Genomic DNA, 18,916 nt, shown 5'->3' on the forward strand with positions numbered 1-18,916 from the left:
GCACCGCGCCGAGCCCGTTCGACGGGCCGGACGTGGTAGACAACACAGCCATGCGCATCGTGATCGCCGACGACGCCGTCCTGCTCCGAGAGGGGCTGGTCCGGCTGCTGACCGAGAGCGGGCACCAGGTGGTGGCCGCCGTCGGGGACGGTGACGCCCTGGTCGAGGCGGTGGTCGAGCACCGGCCCGACGTGTCGATCGTCGACGTCCGGATGCCGCCGTCGCACACCGACGAGGGGCTGCGGGCCGCGGTGGAGGCGCGCCGGCTGGTGCCGCGTACGCCGATCCTGGTGCTGTCCCAGTACGTCGAGGTCTCGTACGCCGATGATCTGCTCGCCACCACCGGCGGCGCCGGCGGCGGGATCGGCTACCTGCTCAAGGACCGGGTTGCCGCGATCGACGAGTTCCTGGACGCGCTGCGCCGGGTCGCGGGCGGCGGCACGGTGCTGGACCCGGAGGTGGTCGGGCAGCTCTTCGCCCGACGCCGCCGGGACGACCCGCTGCGCGAGCTGACCCCCCGCGAGCGCGAGGTGCTCGCCCTGATGGCCGAGGGGCGCTCGAACACCGCCATCGCGCGCGCCCTGGTGGTCAGCGACGGCGCTGTGGAGAAGCACGTGCGCAACATCTTCACCAAGCTCACCCTGCCACCGGACACCGAACAGCACCGGCGGGTGCTGGCTGTCCTCACCTATCTGCGGAACTGACCTCCCGAGCCAGGGCCACCGCGTCGGTGAGGGTGTCGGCCACCGGGTGACCGGAGGCGCGCAGCCGGGCCGGGTCGGTGAATCCGCCGGTGTAGAGCACGGCACGGCCGCCGACCGCAAGCGCCGCGTCCGCGTCGTCGATGGAGTCGCCGATCAGCACCACAGCGGCGCCGTCCACGCCCAGCTCGGCCAGGTGCAGTTGGAGCGACTCGGCCTTGCGGCCGCCGCCGACAGTGGTCCGCAGCCCGTCGACGCGGGTGAAGTGGCTGGTCAACCCGTACGTGTGCACGGTCGGGACCAGCTCCTCGTGGAACCACATGGACAGCAGGCTCTGACTGCCCGGCCAGGCGGCCATCGCCGCCCGAGCGTCGGCTGCCAGCTCACAGGTGGTCAACCCGGTGCGGTACGCGTCGTGGAAGATCTTGTCCAGTCGGCCGAACTCGTCGTCGTCCACGGCCTGCCCGAGCACCTCGGCGTAGTACTCGGCGATCGGTCTGCGGAACCGCACCCGGTGCTCGTCGAGGCTGACCGTCGGCCCGCCGAGGCTCGCGAACACGACGTTGGTGGCGGACACCACCAGGCTGAGGTCGTTGAGCAGGGTGCCGTTCCAGTCCCAGACGAGGTGCGGGGGCGCAGTGGTCATCAGAGCACCATAGGCACTCCTCAGAGCTGCGGCGTGGTCAGGTCCCGCAGCAGCCGGTCCTCCTCGACCCGCCAGTAGCCGTGCTCCTTGCCGTCGAGCATCACCACCGGCAGCCGGTCGCCGTACTCCCGCTCCAGCCCCTCGTCGCCGGTGACGTCCCACTCGACCCACTTGTCGCCGGTGACCGCGACCACCCGGTCGAGCGCCGCCTTGGCGTCGTCGCACAGGTGGCAGCCGGGTCGGGTGATCAGGGCGAGTCGGGCGTCAGTGGCCATCGGTTACCTCCGTGCGGTCGGTCGGCGTCGCCGACCGGAGCTGGGTCTTGCGTACCTTGCCGATCGCCGAGTGTGGCAGGTCGTCGACGAACTCGACGGCGGTCGGGCACTTGAACCGGGCCAGGTTCCGCGCGCAGTGGGCGAGCAGTTCCTCGCTGGTCACCGGTCGGCCCTGCGCCGGCACCACGTACGCCCGCACAGTCTCGCCGGTCCGCGGGTGCGGCACACCCAGTACCGCCGACTCGGCCACCCCGGGGTGCCCGGCCAGCACCAGCTCGACCTCGTGTGGATAGACGTTGAAGCCGTTGACCAGGATCAACTCGCCGAGCCGGTCGACCAGGAAGAGGTCGCCGTCCTCGTCGGCGTACGCGATGTCACCGGTGCCCCACCAACCCTCGGCGTCCGGGCCACCCCGACCGTCGGGCCAGTAGCCGGTGAAGAGGTTGGGACCGGACACCACGATCTGCCCCGGGTCGGTGCCCGGCGCCACGTCGGAGATGTCCAGCTCATCCGGGTCGTCGTCGGGAACGGCCAGCCCGTCGCGCCACAGGTCCACCCCGTCCGCGCCGACCAGGCGGAGCCGCACCCCGGGTAGCGGCCGGCCGATCGAACCCGGCTTGGCCACGCCGCCGACCAGGGTGGAGGTGAGCACCGGCGCGGTCTCGGTGAGGCCGTACCCGATGTGCACCTGATGCCCGGTGACCGCCGTGAAGCGCGCCGCGACAGCGGGTTCGAGCGGTGCCGCGCCGCAGACCGCCACCCGCACCGACGCGGTGGCCGCGCGGGCTGTTTCCGCGCCGGCCCAGGTCAGGAACATCGACGGTACGCCGACCAGCACGCTGACCCGGTGCCGCGCGATCTCGTCCAGCCCCGCCGTCGGGCCCGGCTCGTCGAGGAGCACGCCGGTCGCGCCGTGGTGCACGACCGCGCCGAGCACGGAGTTGAGCCCGTACGCGTGGAACAGCGGCAACGCGAGCAGAACAGTGTCCGTCGGCCCGACCACCGAAGGCTCGATCTCCGCGACCTGTTCGTGGTTGGCGAGCAGCGCCCGGTGCGAGAGCATCGCCCCCTTGGGCCGTCCCTCGGTACCGGAGGTGTAGAGCAGTACAGCCAGATCGGTGCCGCCTCGTCGGGGGCGGGGTGCCGGTCCGGGCGCCTCGGCGGTCGGTGGCGTGCCGTGCACTGAGGTGAGCGCGGGCAGCTCGGCGGCCACGTCGACGACCAGGTCCCGGACGCGGTCGGTGGCGATGAGCACCGACGCGCCGGAGTCGGCCAGCACGTGCCGTAGCTCCGGGGCGGTGAAGCCGGGGTTGACCGGCACGGTGACGAGCCCGGCGCGGAGGGCGCCGAGCCAGGCGATCACGAAGTCCGGTGTGTTGGGCAGCGCGATGGCGACGCGTGGTGGCGTACCGCCGGGGTCGGTGGATGGCGTGGCGGCGGAGAGGCCGCGGGCGGCGGCGTCCACCTCGGCGTCCAGTTCGGACCAGCTGAGGGCGCGCTCACGCCAGTGCAGCGCGGGCCGGTCGGCGTGGTCGAGAGCCGCCCGGCGAACCCGGTCGGCGAGGTTCGGCGCGGGGTTTCCCGAGGCGTCCTGCACGGTGATCGAGTCTGGCACAGCGGACGGCGACGGGCCACGCCCGACGGTCGGGGGCCCGGCCCGGAGGACGACGCCAGGACAGTCCCATGCACGGGACTGTCCGGTGTGCCACCGGCGATCCGATCGGGTCCTGTCGATGGGACGTGCGAGGCTCATCGCCGGCAGTTCGGCCGCCCCCGTCCGACCGGCCGGCGCGCCGGGCCAACCGAACGGGCGGTACGCCCCCCACCTGGGCATCCATCCTGGAACACCGGGTCGGCGGAAAGTCAATCGCACACGACGGACAACCGGTCCGCCGCCGGTGCGAGGGAGCGGGAAATACTTCCGCCTTGTGTAACGGACTTGCCACGCGCGGGTGACGTTGGCCCTATCATCACTCGGGTCGGGTCACCCCATTTGCCGTGAGTCGACACCCCTCAGCCCGAGGAGGCCCCCGTGCCTGTGAGCGCATTGGACCAGCACCTCCAGGGGATTTGCCGCCCGTCGGCAACTCCCGCGACAGTTCTGCCCGACCGGTCACCCGGTCGGTCCGCCCCGACGAGACCCAGACCGGCCCGCCCGGCGACCGACGGGACGGGGGCAGCACGGTGACCACCTTCGGTTACGCGGAACGCCCGGTCGGCCTGACCGGACAGCCGGCCCGCTCCCACGTCAACGAACGGCCAGCGGCCCGTGCCCCGATGGACGAGCAGCACGGCGGCGTGGTGCGGGGTGACGGCGGGGCACAACGGATCCGCAGCCGGCCACACCACAACGAACCACCGCCGCGGCCCGCGGTGCCCGGTGGGAACGCGAAGCCGGCCGGCGGCCGGGTCGCCGTGCCGCCCCGACCCACGATGCCCGTGCAGGGCCGTCGGGTAAGCGACACACCGGCGGTCACCACCGACCCGGCGGCGGGTGAGACAGCGGTGATCCCGGCGGTGCCGGCCACCACCGCCACCACCCCGACCGGTTTCCCGAGCCGCCCGGACCCGTCCGACCCGGCAACCGAGGTCTGGACGCTGATCGAGCGGGCCCAGGCCGGCGAGTCCGAGGCGTTCGGTCTGATCTACGACCGGTACGTGGACACCGTCTTCCGGTTCGTCTACTTCCGGGTCGGCAACCGGCAACTCGCCGAGGATCTCACCTCGGACACCTTCCTGCGCGCGCTCAAGCGGATCGGCAGCTTCACCTGGCAGGGCCGTGACCTGGGCGCCTGGCTGGTAACGATCGCCCGCAACCTCGTCGCGGACCACTTCAAGTCGGGTCGGTACCGGCTGGAGGTCACCACCGGCGACGTGCTCGACGCCGACCGGGAGGACCGGGGCCCGGAGGGCAGCCCGGAGGCGGCGGTGGTGGAGCACATCACCAACGTCGCACTCCTCACCGCCGTGAAGCAGCTCAACCCGGAGCAGCAGGAGTGCATCGTGCTCCGCTTCCTCCAGGGCTTCTCGGTCGCCGAGACGGCCCGCGCGATGGGCAAGAACGAGGGCGCCATCAAGGCCCTTCAGTACCGCGCCGTCCGCGCCCTGGCCCGCCTGCTGCCCGACGGCTTCCAGCCGTAGTTTGTTACGGCGGGACCGACGGGCGTCGATCAGCGTCCGCGCAGCTCAGAGTCGGTCCCGCCTGGTGATGACCATCACTTTCTGTAATTTCCGCTCCGCCAGGCCCGTAACCCGTGCCCGGTCCGCCGCGTTTCTCCGGGTGCGACCGGTGGATGTCCCGGCAGGCCCGGGTCACCGAGGTCCGACCGGCATGCCGGCGGCACCTCACCTCCGTGGTGTCACACTGCCGCCCGGTCGCTGGCAACGACGGCGGCCGACCGGCCGTGACCAGCGAGAGGAGGTGCCTGCGGTGGACAACACCCTCTTCTCCCGCCGGCGCGCGGAGCGCTTCGCGCAGCTTCTCGACGAGGCCAACGGCGCTCGACGACACCACGTGCGATCCCGGGTGGACGGCCAGCTCGCGCCGCTCGTCGCAGTGGGTCAGCGGCTCAGCGTCGACCCCCCGGCTGTCGAGGTGGACCAGGACTTCCGTACCGGCCTGCGGGCGATGCTGCTCGCCACGGCCGAGCGGGAGGGGTTGGGCACCACACCAGCGGCGGTCAGCGAACCGGCCGCCACGACCACCCGCGGGCGGCTACTGCCGGCGGTCACCGCCCGGCGGGCCCGAGCCCGGGGCGCGATCCTGGTCGGCATCGCCGCCGGGGCCATCGCCGTCTCCGGGATCTCCGCCGCCAGCGAGAACGCGGTGCCCGGTGACGCGCTGTACGGCATGAAGCGCTCCACCGAACGGGCACAGCTCGCCCTGGCCAGCTCGGACATCAGCCGAGGCCAGCTCTTCCTGGACTTCGCCCGGACCCGGGTCGGTGAAGCCGCCAAGCTGCGCGGTGACCGGATCGGCTACAGCGCGGTCCTCGACGACATGGACGCCGACAGTCGGCAGGGAGTTCGCCTGCTGACCTCGGCCGCGGTGCAGCGGGCCGAGCCGGGCAGCCTGGACACCCTCAACACCTTCGTGACGAGTCAGCGCCGGGCCGTACGCGGTCTGCTCGACGGGAGCACCCGCGTCGACCGGGAACGGACCCAACGGTCGCTGCTGCTGCTGGACACCATCCGGGAACGCTCGGACGACCTCCGCGCGGCGATCACCTGCGGTCTGCCGGCACCGACCGCCAGCGACGCCCTCGGCCCGGCCCCGAGCGCCTGCCCCGGGGCTCGCTGACCCGCGCTCCTATACCGCACGTCCGACCGGCCGCGCCACAGTTCGCTGTGTGCCCGGCCGGTCGCCCGTCTACGGCGGATACCCTCGCGAGGAAGCATCCGTCGTACCGGTGAGGAAGGGAATCGCGTGGCGCGTAGCCGTAAGGTGACGGTCAGCACCGACGCCGAGGGGCACACCGCGGGCTGGGCGGAGACCGACCTGGCCCCGGTCAGCGCACCCGACCCGACCGCCGCGGCGTTCTTCGACGTGGACAACACGATGATGCAGGGCGCGTCGATCTACTGGTTCGCCCGGGGGCTCGCCTCCCGGAACTACGTGACCACCGCCGACCTGGCCCGCTTCGCCTGGCAGCAGCTCCGTTTCCGGCTGCTGGCCCGGGAACACGCCGGTGACATGTCAGTGGCCAAGGAGGCGGCGCTGGCCTTCGTCCAGGGCTGGCGGGTCGACGAGGTCGAACACCTCGCCGAGGAGATCTTCGACGAGATGATGGCCCCCCGGATCTGGGCCGGCACCCACCAACTCGCTCAGCGTCACCTGGACGCCGGTCAGCGGGTCTGGCTGGTCAGTGCCGCCCCCGTCGAGATCGGCCGGGTGATCGCCGCCCGGCTCGGCCTGACCGGTGCGATCGGCACGGTGGCCCAGGTGGTGGATGGGGCGTACACCGGGCGGTTGGTGGGTGACCTGATGCACGGGCCGGCCAAGGCCGAGGCGGTCACCCAGCTCGCCGCCGTGGAAGGGCTCGACCTGACCCGCTGCGCGGCCTACAGCGACTCGGCGAACGATCTGCCGCTGCTCAGCGCGGTGGGCCGGGCGGTGGCCGTCAACCCGGACGGTGCCCTGCTGCGGCAGGCCCGCCAGCACGGTTGGGAGGTACGGGACTTCCGCACCGGCCGCCGAGCGGTCAAGATCGCCGTGCCGTCGACAGCGGCGGCCGGGCTGGTCGCCGGTGCGGTCACCGCCGGCCTGGCCCTGCAACGCCGCCGCCGCACCGGCTGAGCCGCCCGCTCAGCACGGGAGTCAAAACGTCAAGTCGGCCGAGGCCTTAAGGGCCGAACGGGTCGGGCCGTCGCTCGAGCAGCGTGTGCAGGGTCTGCTGGATGGTCTCCCGCACCTGGTCAGCGAGGTTGAAGACCACCAGCGGGTCGTCCGCCGAATCGGTCAGGTGGGCGGTGGGGATCGGCGGGCAGAACTCGATCAGCCACTTGCTGGGCAGCGGCACCATGCCCAGCGGGCCGAGCAGCGGGAACGTCGGCGTGACCGGGAAGTAGGGCAGCTTCAGCAGCCGCGCCAGGGGCTTGATGTCGGCGAGCATCGGGTAGATCTCCTCGCCGCCGACGATGGCGACGGGCACGATCGGGGTGCCGGTGCGCAGCGCCGCCGAGACGAACCCGCCCCGCCCGAAGCGTTGCAGCTTGTACCGGTCGGCGTAGAGCTTGCCGATGCCCTTGAAACCCTCGGGGAACACACCGACCAGATCGCCGCCGCCGAGCAGCCGCTCGGCGTCCGGGTTGCAGGCCACAGTGCCGCCGGTCTTGCGGGCCAGCTCGGACACCACCGGCATCCGGAAGACCAGGTCGGCGCCGAGCAGCCGTAGGTAGCGGTGGGCGGGATGCTTGTCGTGCAACGCCGCCGAGAGGATCAGGGCGTCCAGTGCCACAGTCCCGGAGTGGTTGCCGACCACCAGGGCGGGCCCGTCCACGGGGACGTGCTCCACCCCACTGACCTCGGTGCGGAACCAGTCCCGGTAGAGCAGCCGCAGCAGCGGGTGGAAGACCGCGTCGGTCAACTCCGAGTCGAAGCCGAACTCGTCGACCTCGTAGTCACCGGAGAGCCGCCGGCGCAGGAACGCCAACCCGTTCGCGACCCTGCGGTCCCAGTGGTCCCCGGGCTGGTCCGACACCGCCGGCTCGGTGCCGCCGGGCAAGCCGGCGTCGACCGGGTCAGCCGGCGTCGGCGTAGGCGTAGCGGCCGGGGTCGGCGTTGCGGCCGGGGTCGGCGGGGCCTGCGCGGCCGGTCGATGTCCGTTGCGCCGCGCCGGCTCCGCGTCCGGCGCGGGCACCTGCTGCGGTACGTCGAAACGCCCCACCGACTGCGGGTCGCGCCCCTCCTCCGGCCGGCTCATGATGCCACCTTGGTTCGCGACTGCGGGGCTCGCAAGACCGGCTCACTCCTCGCGCTCACGACGGCCGCTCCCGCACCGCTGACCGGACCTGCCGGATGCCGTCCAGGACGAGTCGCTCGGCGGCGGCCAACTGGTCCCGGGTGACCACCACCCCACCGTGATGGGCGCGGATGAAGTCCTCGAACGCCTCGGCGGTCGACCGGGGCGTGAAGCCGTACTCCTGCTCGAGCCGGCTGGTGTCGACCACCCGGCCGTGCACGAAGAGGTCGACCTGGTCCAGGCCGTAGCGGCCGAAGCCCATGGTGCGGGCCAGCGCGGCGGCCCCGGACAGACCCGGCTCCAGCACCGGCACGGCCACCCGGCCGGCACGCCGGATCGCCTGGGACAGCGACAGCACCCCCGGGCCGGCGACGTTGTACGTGCCGGGATGGTCCTCCACGATCGACCGGTGCAGCACCTCCAACGCGTCGTCGAAGTGCAGGAACTGCAGACGGGGGTCACGGCCGAAGACGGTCGGCACGAACGGCTGCGAGAAGTAGCGGGTCAACGTGGTGTCGGCGGTCGAACCGATGAACGGGGCGAAGCGCAGCACAGTGGCGGTCACGTCGGACCGGCGGCGGCGGAAACCGCGGACGTACCCCTCGAGGTCGAGGATGTCGCGGCCGAAACCGCCGCGCGGCACCTCGCGGGGCTCGGTCTCCTCGGTGAAGACCGCCGGATCCCGGAACGACACCCCGTACGCGGCTGTCGACGAGCGGACCACGAGCTTGCGCAGCCGGGGTGCCCGCTGGCAGGCGGCGAGCATCTGCATGCTGCCGATGACGTTCTGGTCCTTCATCGCGGACCGGCCGCCGTGCTGCGGGTCGGGTGAGGTGACGAGCGCGAGGTGCACCACCGCGTCGACGTCCAGGTCGGCGAGGAGGTCACCGAGCGAACCGTTGTCGACGCGGATCCGTTCGACCCGGTCCAGCAGGTCGGTGAACTCGGTGCCGGAATCCGGTGCGTCGACCCCGATGACCCGTTCGATGCGCGGGTCGGCGGCCAGTCGGGCCGCCACGTGGGCGCCCAGGTAGCGGCCCACCCCGGTGACGACGACGACCCCCGGGGCACCTGAGGTGCCACCGAGGGTCATCTGACGCACCTACCCCGGCAGGATGGACCGAGCCGGGACGACCACGGCCTGATCACCTGAGCCTCCGGAGGTCGACAGTTTGGCAAGTGACGCCGAATGCCGGGCCGAGAGCCCGGCGGCGATCACTTGCCGAGACGGCGACGCTGGACGCGGGTCTTGCGCAGCAGCTTGCGGTGCTTCTTCTTAGCCATGCGCTTACGGCGCTTCTTGACCACCGAGCCCATACGACAGCCTTTCGATACAACGTGCGGGGCGGACCGGATGACACCACGCAGGTGGCGACGGCGACCGCTTGCGGACAACGGACCGGACCAGTCTGGGCGGCGGGGCGCACCGGTGGGGTCTCGGTCGGGCTCCAGGGTAGCCGGAGGGCGTCAGCCGGACCAACGCGCCCCCGTCGCGGCTGCCTTCGGCTCGCGACCGCGGGGCGCGCAAGCCCGCTCACTACGCCCACCAATGCCGGTCAGCCGGCGATCGGAGGGCGGTGTGGTGGCTCAGGCGGTCTCCTGAAAGGCACCCCGGAGATATTCGTGCACCGCATGCTCGGGCACTCGGAACGACCGGCCGACCCGGACGGCGGTGAGCTCACCGCTGTGCACAAGGCGATAGACAGTCATCTTTGACACCCGCATGACCGTCGCCACTTCCGCGACGGTCAGGAACTTGACCTCCGACAGCCGTCCGTCGGACTGTGACCCGGCCATGGCTCACCGACCCATCCCATGCCCGGCGCGTGCCAACCCGACGGATGCTCCGGGCCGAGCCGGCGACGCGCGTGTTACCAGTACGGTAGCGGGGCGGTTGTGACCGGCGCGATCCCTTCCTGCAACTGATCATGTTTCGGTGGCCGGTTCACCCGATCCGCGCTCCCGGTATCTGCCCGTGCGCGTCCGTCGTCCGGTTGTCCCGGGTGCTGCTCATTCGGTGCGCAGCGCGACCACCGGGTCGAGACGGCCGGCACGCTGCGCGGGAACCACCCCGAAGACGATGCCCACCACCGCCGACACACCGAAGGCGAGCGCCAACGACCACCAGGTGATCGCCGCCGGGATTGGCGACAGCGCGTCGACCAGAAGGGCTGTTCCCACACCCAGCGCCATTCCGGTCAGCCCGCCGATCGTGGTGAGCAGCACCGCTTCCAGCAGGAACTGCACGCCGATGTCGCGGGGACGGGCGCCCACGGCCTTGCGCAGCCCGATCTCCCGGGTCCGCTCCCGCACGCTGACCAGCATGATGTTCGAGACGCCGACGCCGCCGACGAGCAGCGAGATGCCGGCGATGGCCGCCAGTACGCCGGTGAGGACACCGAGGATGTCGCCGAGCACGCCGAGGATCTGCTGCTGGGTGACCGCGCTGAACTCGGTGTCCGGGTGACGGCGGTTCAGCTCGGCGACGATCCGTTCGCCCAGCTCGTCGATCCGCTCCCGGTCCGGAGCCTTCACAGCGATGCCGTCGACCCGCTGGGTGCCCCAGAGTCGCTGCGCGGCGGTCACCGGCACGTGCACCTCGTCGTCCCGGTCGACGCCGAGGCTCTGCCCGAGGGGCGCGAAGACCCCGATCACCCGGAACCGCACCCCGGCGAGCGCCACCTGCTGGCCGAGCGGGTCCCGGTCGGGGAAGAGCGCACGGGCGACCGAGTCGCCGAGCACCGCCACCCGTCGGCTGGTGTCCACGTCGGTGCCGGTGAGATAGCGTCCCCGGGCCAGCGACCGGGTGAACACCGCCGGGGTCGTCTCCAGGACGCCCTGCACGGTGGTGAAGTCGGAACGGGCGCCGGCCCGCGCTGTCGCCCCGGAGGCGACGGTGACCGCCACCCGGTCGGGGTCGCCGACCACCCGGGTGACGGCGTCCACGTCCTTGAGGGTCAGCGGCGAGACGACCGGCGCGTTGCCCACCTCGATCCGGCCGGGGACGACCAGCAGCAGGTTGGAGCCGAGGCCCTCGACCTGTTGCTCGACCTTCTGTTTGGTGCCGGTGCCGATGGCCACCAGCAGGACCACCGAGGCCACCCCGATGATCACGCCGAGCATGGTCAGCGCGCTGCGCAGCCGGTTGGCCCGGAGGGCGTCCAGCGCGACCCGCCACGCCTCGGCGACTCTCACGCCGTACCCCCGTCCTGCGGAAGGCGCCCGGTGGCTCCGGCGGCGCCACCGGAGCCACCGGACGGGTGCCCCGGACCGCTTCCGGACGCGGACCGGGGCTCCGCGCTGGGAGCGGGGACCAGTGTCGCAGGTCGACCGTGATCAACGGACGGCGGTCGATCATGAGCGGCGGGCGGGGCGGCGCTGTCCGCGACGACCACGCCGTCGCGCATGGTGATCCGACGGTGGGCGCGGGCGGCCACCTCCTGGTCGTGGGTGACCATCACCAGCGCCACCCCGGACTCGGCGTTCAACTGCTCCAACAGTTCCAGGACGGCGGCGCCGGTGACGCTGTCCAGATTGCCGGTGGGCTCGTCGGCCAGCAGCACCGTCGGCTCGGTGACCAGCGCGCGGGCGATAGCCACCCGCTGCTGCTCACCGCCGGACATCTGGTTGGGTCGGTGGTCCAGCCGGTGCCCGAGACCGACCCGGCCGAGCATCGCCGCCGCCCGCTCCCGCCGCTGCCGGGCCGACACCCCCCGGTAGACCAGGGGCAACGCCACGTTCTCCACCGCCGAGGTACGCGGCAGCAGGTGGAACGCCTGAAAGACGAAGCCGATCGTCTCGTTGCGCAGGGTCGCCATCTCCGGCGGGGCCAGGGCGTTGACGTCCCGCCCGCCGATCACCAGGCGGCCACCGGTGGGCCGGTCCAGCCCACCGAGAAGGTGCATGAGGGTGGACTTGCCCGAGCCGGACGGGCCGACCAGGGCCACGTAGTCCCCCGCCTGCACGGTGAGCGACACCCCGCGCAGCGCCTCCACCGACACCCCGTCGAGCTGGTACGTCCGGGACACGTCCACCGCCTCGATGGCCGGGACGCGCTCCGCAGCCGGCCGATCGCCACGCGAACCGGCGACGGCGGATTCGGTCACCGGACTTCCTGGCCGTCGCGGACCTGGTCGGCGCCGCGCACCACGATCCGGTCGCCGGGCTGGACACCGTTGAGGATCTGCACCAGGTCGGACCCCTGGACGCCCACAGTCACCGACGCCCGGTCCGCCTTACCGTCACGGACCACCCAGACCGCGTCCCGGCCGTCGGCGGAGAACACCGCCGACGCGGGGACGGTCACCGCGTCGGTGGCCTCACGTACCCGCAGGTGCACGATCGCGTTCATGCCGGGGCGGGGCGTCGGGGCCGGCTCGTCCTCGGCCAGCTTCCCGGCGCCCAGTGCCAGGCGTACCCGATAGGTGACCCCGCCCTGCGCGGAACTGGTGGGCAGCACGTCGACAGACCGGACGGTGGCGTCGTAGCTGGCGCCGGTGACGGCGTCCAGCTCGACCGTGGCGGTCACGCCGGCCTTGACCAGCAGCACGTCGGTCTCGTCCACCTCGGCGAGCAGACCCAACTGCCCGGTGTCCACCACTGTCAGCACTGGCGTGCCGGCGGTGACCAGCCCGCCGACCGCGACGGCGTCGTCAACGCCGGCCGGCGGACCGCCCTGGCTGGGGGCCAGCGCGGACGGGTCGAGGCCAGCGCCGCCGGCCTGCTCCAACAGCCCGGCCAGGCCGCCGTTCGCGCCACCAGCGGCCCGGGTGCCGCCGGGCTGCACCACCCCGGCGATCGGGGCGCGCAGGGTCAGCGCGTCGACTGTCGCCTTCGCCAGGTCGTACGCCTGCTGGGCCTGGAGCCGCTGCGCCGCGGAGAGCGCGCCGACAGCGGAGCTCAACCCGTTGATCCCCCGCTGCACCGCGCGGACCGCCTGGTCGGCGCTGCGCGCGGCGGCCGTGTACTGGCGCTGCGCGGACGTCACCTGGGTCAGCAGCGCGTCCCGCAACTGCGGGTCGGCGATCTTCTCGGCGGCCTTGCGGGCCGCGTCGAACGCCTCGTCGGCGGCCTTGTCGGTGCCGCGCCGGCTGCTGGTCAGGCTGCCCGCTCCGACGCCTCGGCCGGCGCGCTTCGCGGCGGTCAGCGCCTCCTTGGCCTGACGGAGACGCTGTTGCGCGCTCGGCGAGTCGACCACTGCCAGCACCTGACCGCGCTTGACCCGCTGTCCAGGCTGGACCCGCAGGCTGGCCAGGGTGCCGTCGGCGGGAGCGGTGAGAGTGGCGGCGGCGCGAGCGGTCACCGTGGCCGGGGCGTCGATCACCTCGGTGACCGGGTTACGGGCGGCCGACGCCAGCGCGAGGTCGGGGCCTTCGTCACCGCAGGAGGCGGCGGTGGTGGCGGTGAGGACGACGACGGCGGTCAGGGCGATGAGCAGGCGGGGCCGCATGGTGCTGGCGGGCCGTGACGACTGGGGACGGCGCACCCATCGATGGTACGGCGCACCGTCACACCACCCCCGAGCTGCGTCAGCCGGCGGTGGCGCGGACGTACGCCACGCACTCGTCGTGCAGCGTCGACCACTGCTCACCGAACGCCTTCTCGGAGGCCGCCTCAATGGTCCGGCCGTCGTGCACCACCGTCTTGAAGAAGGTCAGCAGCCGCAGCGGCCCGTACCTGTCGACAAGGTGCCGGACGGCCAGGTAACCGATGCCGTAGCTGGCGGCGACCCGTTCGGCGGAGGCGTCGTCGGCGGGGTTGACGCCCTCCAACTTGCCGTCCCAGCCGCCCCGGACCATCTTGCGGACGTCGGCAATCCCCTCGTACCGGTCGACCGCCTGGCCGCCGGCACCGGCGAACTCGGCCAGGCCCTCCACCAACCACCAGGTGAGCTTGCCCGGGTAGCCGCGCTCCGGTAGTGACGCCGCGTGGGTCAGCTCGTGCCGGAGCAGGTCGTCGGTGCCGCTGTTGGTGAGCCCTTCGGCGTTGAGCACCACCTCGTGGTGGCCGCCGCCCACTGTGACCGCGTAACCGCCGGTCCATTCCGGGCGCTCCCCGCCGTACCAGCGCTGCCACTCGGTGCGGCCGGCGTAGAAGATCCGGTACCGGTCCGGCGGTGATCCGGTCACCGCGTATCCGTCGGCGACCTTGGCCGCCGCTTCGGCCTGCGCGAGCAGGCCGGGCAGTTTGCCGCGCAGCGCCGGGGTGGTGGCGACGATGGTCCGCGCGCCGATGGCGACCGCCAGGTCGCTGATCTCCCACGGTCGGGTGCCGGTCTCCACCGACTTGGATTCCTCCATGGCGACCATCCGGGGCTGGTCACCGTTCTCCCGCCACCGGGTGCCGATCAGCACTGGGCTGGGCCGGCAGTTCGGCGTGACGAAGCAGTACTGGAAGCGCACCAGCAGCCGCCACTCGCCGGGCTTGCCGATGATCGGCACGGGCAGCCCACTCGGCTCGGCTCGCCAGCCGGTCACCTTGAGTTCGCGTAGTGCGGCGAACCGTCGGCGCAGTTCGTTGTGGGCGGCGGGATCGGCGACGGCGAGGAAGCCGGCGCGGTCACCGCCGAGGAGTGCCGCGGACTGCCGGTGGAGCTGGGCGGTGATCCGGTCGGACAACCCGCGGGCAACTGCGGTGGCCGGGTCGTCGGCCGCCGAGGCACCGACCCGGCTGACAGTGGGGCGCGCGCCTGTCTCCCGGATCACTCCGACGACGAGCGTCGCCGGCAGGCCGCAGCCCAGCAGCAGGAAGACCACCACGAGCACCGTCCACAGCGGCCAGAGCCGCCGTGGTGCTGGCTGCTGCACCTCGTCAGTCACCCGCCGAAGGGTACGACCAAACCCTGAACGCGGCGAGGCCGCCCCGGACCGGTCGGCCCGGCCGCCCGCTCACCCGCCGCTGCGCGGCCAGGAGCGGAACGAGATGTCCATGCTCGCTACCAACTGGTGGTACGAGCGGTCGACGTCTCGGGGCAGGCCGAAGCCGCCCGCGGCCTCCAGGGTCACGAAACCGTGCAGGGCGCTGCGCAGCGCGCGGGTCGCGTCCACGGCGTCGTCGCCGGTGAGCCCGTACCCGCGCAGCACAGCGAAGATGGCGCCGACGGCCCGTTCGCCCGCCTCGACGTGCTCCGCGTCGGCCGGGTCGGGCACCCGCTGGGTGGCCGGGTAGCGGCCGGGGTGCCGGAGGGCGTAGTCACGGTAGGCGTCTGCCATGGCCCGGAGCGCGTCGCCACCGGAGCGGCCGACGGCGGCGGTGGTCATCGCTGTGGCCAGCTCGGCGGTGGCCAGTGCGGCGAGCTTCTGGACCAGCGCGTCGGCGCCCTTCACATGTTTGTAGAGGCTCGGTAGCGCGACCCCGAGCCGGCTGGCGAGCGCGGCGAGGGTGAGCTGTTGGAAGCCGACCTCGTCGGCCAGCCGGGCCGCCTCCCGTACGACGGCCTGCTGGTTGAGGCCGACCCTAGGCACCGGTACACACCGCCAGGAAGCCGAGCAACTCCTCGGCGGTGCGCTGCGGCCGGTCGGCGTGCGGGTAGTGACCGGAGTCCTCGATCATCCGGGCCTCGGCGGTGCCGAAGAGCCGGCGGGCGGCCCGCGCCTCCGCGCCCGGGTCGGGGAAGTCCGGGTCCTTGGAGCCCATCAGCACCAGCACCGGTTGCCGCGCCTGCGGGGCGCGGGCGGTCCAGTGCGGCTCGACCGGTGCGATCACGCCACGGGTGGCGGCCATCCGGCCGGGCTCGCGCAGGTTGGCCACCATCGAGCGGCGGTACGCGGCGTCGTCGGCGGGCCTGTGCACCGGGAACAGGGTGTTGTGGAACATCCCGAAGAGTCGGGGGCTGTGCAGCACGGACCACATCGCCATCCGCAGCAGCGGGTTGAGCTTCGGCTGACCGACGAACGCGCCGATCTGCACGATGCCGGTGACCAGCTCGGGCGCGTCGGTGGCGGCGAAGACCACCGCCGCCGCGGCGGACGAGCTGCCGACCAGCACGGCCGGACCGGCGTCGAGGTCGCTGACCACGGCCAGCAGGTCCGCGCCGACCTCCGCCGGGGCGTACGTGGGCCAGCCGGCGCTGGACTCGCCGTGCCCCCGGACGTCGACCGAGGCGACCCGGTGCCCGGCGGCCACCAGCAGCGGAACGAGGTGCCGGAAGCTCGCCCTGTTCTCCCCCATGCCGTGCGCGAGGACCACCAGCGGCCCGTCGCCCCGCACCTCGTACGCGATGTGTCCGCCGTCCCGCCGCACCTGGCTAGTTGTCATAGCTTTAAAGCTAAGCCACTTAGCCAACGATGGCAAGTCTGATAAACCGAAACGGGCCGGCGGCGACCTTTCGGGTCGCCGCCGGCCCGTCGGCCGAGTCGGAGAGGTTACTTCTTGGAGATCAGGGCGCGGCCGAAGAAGACCAGGTTCGCGGGGCGCTCGGCGAGCCGGCGCATCAGGTAGCCGTACCACTCGTCGCCGTACGGGACGTAGGTGCGCACCGTGTAGCCCTCGCCGGCCAGCCGGGCCTGCTCCTCGGGGCGGATGCCGTAGAGCATCTGGAACTCGAAGCGCTCCGGCCCCCTGTCGAACCACCGGGCCCGGTCCTCGCCGATGGCGATCATCCGTGGGTCGTGGGTGGCCAGCATCGGGTACCCGTCGCCGGACATCAGGATGTTCATGCAGCGCACGTACGACTTGTCCACCTCACGGGCCGACTGGTACGCCACCGACTCCGGCTCCTTGTAGGCGCCCTTGCACAGCCGCACCCGCGACCCGGCCGAGGAGAGCTCCCGGCAGTCCGACTCGGTCCGGCGCAGGTACGCCTGGAGCACCGCGCCGGTCGACGGGAAGTCCTTGCGCAGCCGGCTCAGCACCTCCAGCGTCGAGTCGGTGGTGGTGTGGTCCTCCATGTCCAGGGTGACGGTGGTGCCCGCCGCGTCGGCCGCCGCGCAGATCGCCCGCGCGTTGTCGTACGCCAACTGCTCGTCGAACATCTGGCCGAGGGCGGAGAGCTTCACGCTCACCTCGGCGGCCGGGGTGAGCCCCGCGGCGCCGAGCATCTTCAGCAGTTTCAGGTATTCGTCCCGGGTGGCGGTGGCCTGCTCGGGGGTGACGGTGTCCTCACCGAGGTGGTCGAGGGTGACAGCGAGGCCGTCGTCGACGAGCCCGCGGGTCGCGCGCAACGCGTCGTCGGTGGCGGCGCCGGCGACGAACCGGCGGACGACGTCCCGGGTGTACGGGGCGGTCGCGACGAGCCGCTCGACCTGGGATGACCGGGAGGCGGCGAGGATGACGGAACGGAGCATGAGCCGAGCGTAACGCCCCTGCCAGGGCCCTTGCCGAGGGGCGGCCGGGCAGCTCGGCACGGGGGGCGGGGCGGCGGCGGTGGCGCCGATCGGCTACAACGATGCCGTGGACCAACGCCCCCGCCGCCGGCTCCGATCGGCCTCCGTGCAACTCGGCGCGCTCACCGCTCTCGCGCTTGCCCTCTCCGGTTGCAACATGACCTCGGACGACGACGATGACGACGACTGCGCCCTCGGCCCGGTCGGCGGCGGCGGCACCGTCGCGCTGGCGATGCGGGTGAGCGACCCGGCCGCCGGTCGCACCGCCCCGGAACCGACCACGGCGGCCCTGCCCGAGCGCGGCGGATTCGGCACCCACCTCGCCGCCTGCGGCGGCTGACGTGCGCCGCGAGTCGGTCACGCCGCGCCCCGACTGGGACGCCACCATCCGGTCGCAGGGGCTGGTCTACGTCGACACCGAACTGCCCGACGGCGGGATCATGTCGTACTGGGACGAGACCGCCGCGTACGCCTTCGACCTCGACGAGGTGCTGCGGCTGGAGGAGGCCACCGAGGAGCTGCACCGGATGTCGGTGGCCGCCGCCGAGCACGTGGTGGCGCAGCGCCGGTACGCCGAGTTCGGCATCCCCGAGTGGGCGGCCGAAGCGGTGGCCCGGTCGCTGCGCGAGGCGCCACCCACCCTGTACGGGCGCTTCGACCTCGCGTACGACGGCACCTGGCCGCCGAAGATGTTGGAGTACAACGCGGACACCCCCACCGCGCTGGTCGAGGCGAGCATCATCCAGTGGTACTGGCTGGAGCAGACCCGGCCGGAGCTGGACCAGTGGAACAGCCTGCACGAGCGGCTGGTCGGCGCCTGGGCCAAGATCGGGGCGGGGCTGCACGACCCCCGGGTGCACGTGCTCTGGTCGAACGAGGAGGAGTCCGGCGAGGACCACATGACAGCCGGCTACCTCGCCGAGACCGCCCGGCAGGCCGGCCTGACCGTCGAGCTCCAACCCATCCAGGAGATCGGCTGGGACGGCCGACGCTTCGTCGACGCCGACGACCGCCCGGTGACCACCTGCTTCAAGCTCTACCCGTGGGAGTGGATGCTGGCCGAGCCGTACGGGCCGGCGGCCCTGGCCCCGGGCACCCCGACCACCTGGATCGAGCCGGCCTGGAAACTGCTGCTCTCCAACAAGGCGCTGCTCGCGGTCCTCTGGGAGCTGTACCCCGGCCACGAGTACCTGCTCCCGGCGTACCTCGACTCGCCGCGCGGCATGCCGGAGTACGTCGCCAAGCCACTGCTCGGCCGCGAGGGCGGTTCGGTACGCATCGTCACCGCCGATGAGGAGATCACCAATCCGGGGATCTACGGCGACGAGGGCTGGTGCTATCAGGAGTTCCGGGCGTTGCCGCAGTTCGCCGGCAACCGAATGGTGCTGGGCAGCTGGATCGTCGACGGCGAGTCGGCAGGCGTGGGCGTGCGGGAGAGCGCCAGTCTGATCACCGACGGCTACGCGCGGTTCCTGCCGCACTACATCGACGCGCCGCGCACCCGCTGAGT

General features: G+C 72.5%; 20 protein-coding genes. 6 read left to right on the forward strand and 14 right to left on the reverse strand.

Annotated elements, in window-relative coordinates:
• Positions 1-50 precede the first annotated feature (50 nt).
• Positions 51-704: a response regulator transcription factor gene (locus IW249_RS06445; protein ID WP_030329744.1), complete on the forward strand. Its 654-nt coding sequence runs from the start codon at positions 51-53 to the stop codon at positions 702-704.
• Here the strand turns inward: IW249_RS06445 and IW249_RS06450 are convergent.
• The 3 genes from IW249_RS06450 to IW249_RS06460 are packed head-to-tail and all read right to left on the reverse strand — an operon-like array spanning position 685 to position 3,219.
• Positions 685-1,347 carry an HAD family hydrolase gene (locus IW249_RS06450; RefSeq protein WP_196919921.1) on the reverse strand — a complete coding sequence of 221 codons (663 nt, stop codon included), beginning with the start codon at positions 1,345-1,347 and terminating at the stop codon, positions 685-687. The two genes, IW249_RS06445 and IW249_RS06450, sit on opposite strands and share 20 nt — an antisense overlap.
• A 20-nt stretch (positions 1,348-1,367) precedes the next feature.
• Positions 1,368-1,622 carry a glutaredoxin family protein gene (locus IW249_RS06455; protein WP_030329740.1) on the reverse strand — a complete coding sequence of 85 codons (255 nt, stop codon included), beginning with the start codon at positions 1,620-1,622 and terminating at the stop codon, positions 1,368-1,370.
• Entirely contained in the window at positions 1,612-3,219 is a 1,608-nt protein-coding gene (locus IW249_RS06460; RefSeq protein ID WP_307788537.1) for an AMP-binding protein, read from the reverse strand. Before IW249_RS06460 ends, IW249_RS06455 begins: the two co-directional genes overlap by 11 nt.
• A 587-nt stretch (positions 3,220-3,806) precedes the next feature.
• Here IW249_RS06460 and IW249_RS06465 point away from each other — a divergent pair.
• The 3 genes from IW249_RS06465 to IW249_RS06475 all read left to right on the forward strand — a co-directional run bounded on the left by IW249_RS06465 (position 3,807) and on the right by IW249_RS06475 (position 6,918).
• A complete protein-coding gene (locus IW249_RS06465; RefSeq protein ID WP_196919923.1) occupies positions 3,807-4,763 on the forward strand; it encodes an ECF subfamily RNA polymerase sigma factor, BldN family in 957 nt (318 codons plus the stop codon).
• Positions 4,764-5,052: 289 nt separating this feature from the next.
• Complete coding sequence (locus IW249_RS06470; RefSeq protein ID WP_196919924.1) at positions 5,053-5,922, forward strand: DUF5667 domain-containing protein; 870 nt, start codon at positions 5,053-5,055, stop codon at positions 5,920-5,922.
• A gap of 126 nt (positions 5,923-6,048) precedes the next feature.
• Complete coding sequence (locus IW249_RS06475) at positions 6,049-6,918, forward strand: HAD family hydrolase (protein ID WP_196919925.1); 870 nt, start codon at positions 6,049-6,051, stop codon at positions 6,916-6,918.
• A gap of 46 nt (positions 6,919-6,964) precedes the next feature.
• Here the strand turns inward: IW249_RS06475 and IW249_RS06480 are convergent, their stop codons facing one another.
• From IW249_RS06480 to IW249_RS06530, 11 genes are all read right to left on the reverse strand, one after another.
• On the reverse strand, positions 6,965-8,044 hold the full coding sequence (locus IW249_RS06480; protein WP_231392427.1) for a lysophospholipid acyltransferase family protein: 1,080 nt from the start codon (positions 8,042-8,044) through the stop codon (positions 6,965-6,967).
• Between the two features lie 55 nt (positions 8,045-8,099).
• Positions 8,100-9,176 carry an NAD-dependent epimerase/dehydratase family protein gene (locus IW249_RS06485; protein ID WP_196919926.1) on the reverse strand — a complete coding sequence of 359 codons (1,077 nt, stop codon included), beginning with the start codon at positions 9,174-9,176 and terminating at the stop codon, positions 8,100-8,102.
• Positions 9,177-9,298: 122 nt separating this feature from the next.
• The gene (locus IW249_RS06490) at positions 9,299-9,400 is read right to left on the reverse strand and encodes a 30S ribosomal protein bS22 (RefSeq protein WP_007465623.1); all 102 of its coding nucleotides are present in this window, start codon (positions 9,398-9,400) and stop codon (positions 9,299-9,301) included.
• A 270-nt stretch (positions 9,401-9,670) separates the two neighbouring features.
• The gene (locus IW249_RS06495; RefSeq protein ID WP_007465625.1) at positions 9,671-9,880 is read right to left on the reverse strand and encodes a helix-turn-helix domain-containing protein; all 210 of its coding nucleotides are present in this window, start codon (positions 9,878-9,880) and stop codon (positions 9,671-9,673) included.
• Between the two features lie 213 nt (positions 9,881-10,093).
• Positions 10,094-11,278: an ABC transporter permease gene (locus IW249_RS06500; protein ID WP_091402733.1), complete on the reverse strand. Its 1,185-nt coding sequence runs from the start codon at positions 11,276-11,278 to the stop codon at positions 10,094-10,096.
• A complete protein-coding gene (locus IW249_RS06505; RefSeq protein WP_196919927.1) occupies positions 11,275-12,189 on the reverse strand; it encodes an ABC transporter ATP-binding protein in 915 nt (304 codons plus the stop codon). Before IW249_RS06505 ends, IW249_RS06500 begins: the two co-directional genes overlap by 4 nt.
• A complete protein-coding gene (locus IW249_RS06510) occupies positions 12,186-13,532 on the reverse strand; it encodes an efflux RND transporter periplasmic adaptor subunit (protein ID WP_196924660.1) in 1,347 nt (448 codons plus the stop codon). Before IW249_RS06510 ends, IW249_RS06505 begins: the two co-directional genes overlap by 4 nt.
• 79 nt (positions 13,533-13,611) lie before the next feature.
• Entirely contained in the window at positions 13,612-14,901 is a 1,290-nt protein-coding gene (locus IW249_RS06515) for a hypothetical protein (RefSeq protein WP_196919928.1), read from the reverse strand.
• 69 nt (positions 14,902-14,970) lie between these two features.
• Positions 14,971-15,546 (reverse strand): TetR/AcrR family transcriptional regulator, encoded by a 576-nt coding sequence (locus IW249_RS34950; RefSeq protein WP_196919929.1) that lies wholly within the window; start codon positions 15,544-15,546, stop codon positions 14,971-14,973.
• Positions 15,539-16,339: an alpha/beta fold hydrolase gene (locus IW249_RS06525; protein ID WP_196919930.1), complete on the reverse strand. Its 801-nt coding sequence runs from the start codon at positions 16,337-16,339 to the stop codon at positions 15,539-15,541. Before IW249_RS06525 ends, IW249_RS34950 begins: the two co-directional genes overlap by 8 nt.
• A gap of 107 nt (positions 16,340-16,446) precedes the next feature.
• Positions 16,447-17,367, reverse strand: coding sequence for a proline dehydrogenase family protein (locus IW249_RS06530; RefSeq protein ID WP_196919931.1), 921 nt, complete (start codon positions 17,365-17,367; stop codon positions 16,447-16,449).
• Positions 17,368-17,473: 106 nt separating this feature from the next.
• On the opposite strand from IW249_RS06530, the gene IW249_RS06535 reads away from it, so the two are divergent.
• Positions 17,474-17,746: a hypothetical protein gene (locus IW249_RS06535; RefSeq protein ID WP_307788538.1), complete on the forward strand. Its 273-nt coding sequence runs from the start codon at positions 17,474-17,476 to the stop codon at positions 17,744-17,746.
• 1 nt (position 17,747) lies between these two features.
• Positions 17,748-18,914, forward strand: a complete 1,167-nt coding sequence (locus IW249_RS06540; protein ID WP_196919932.1) for a glutathionylspermidine synthase family protein — start codon at positions 17,748-17,750, stop codon at positions 18,912-18,914.
• The last annotated feature ends 2 nt before the right edge of the window (positions 18,915-18,916 follow it).

Origin of the sequence: Micromonospora vinacea, assembly GCF_015751785.1 — a bacterium.
Classification (GTDB): Bacteria; Actinomycetota; Actinomycetes; order Mycobacteriales; family Micromonosporaceae; genus Micromonospora; species Micromonospora vinacea.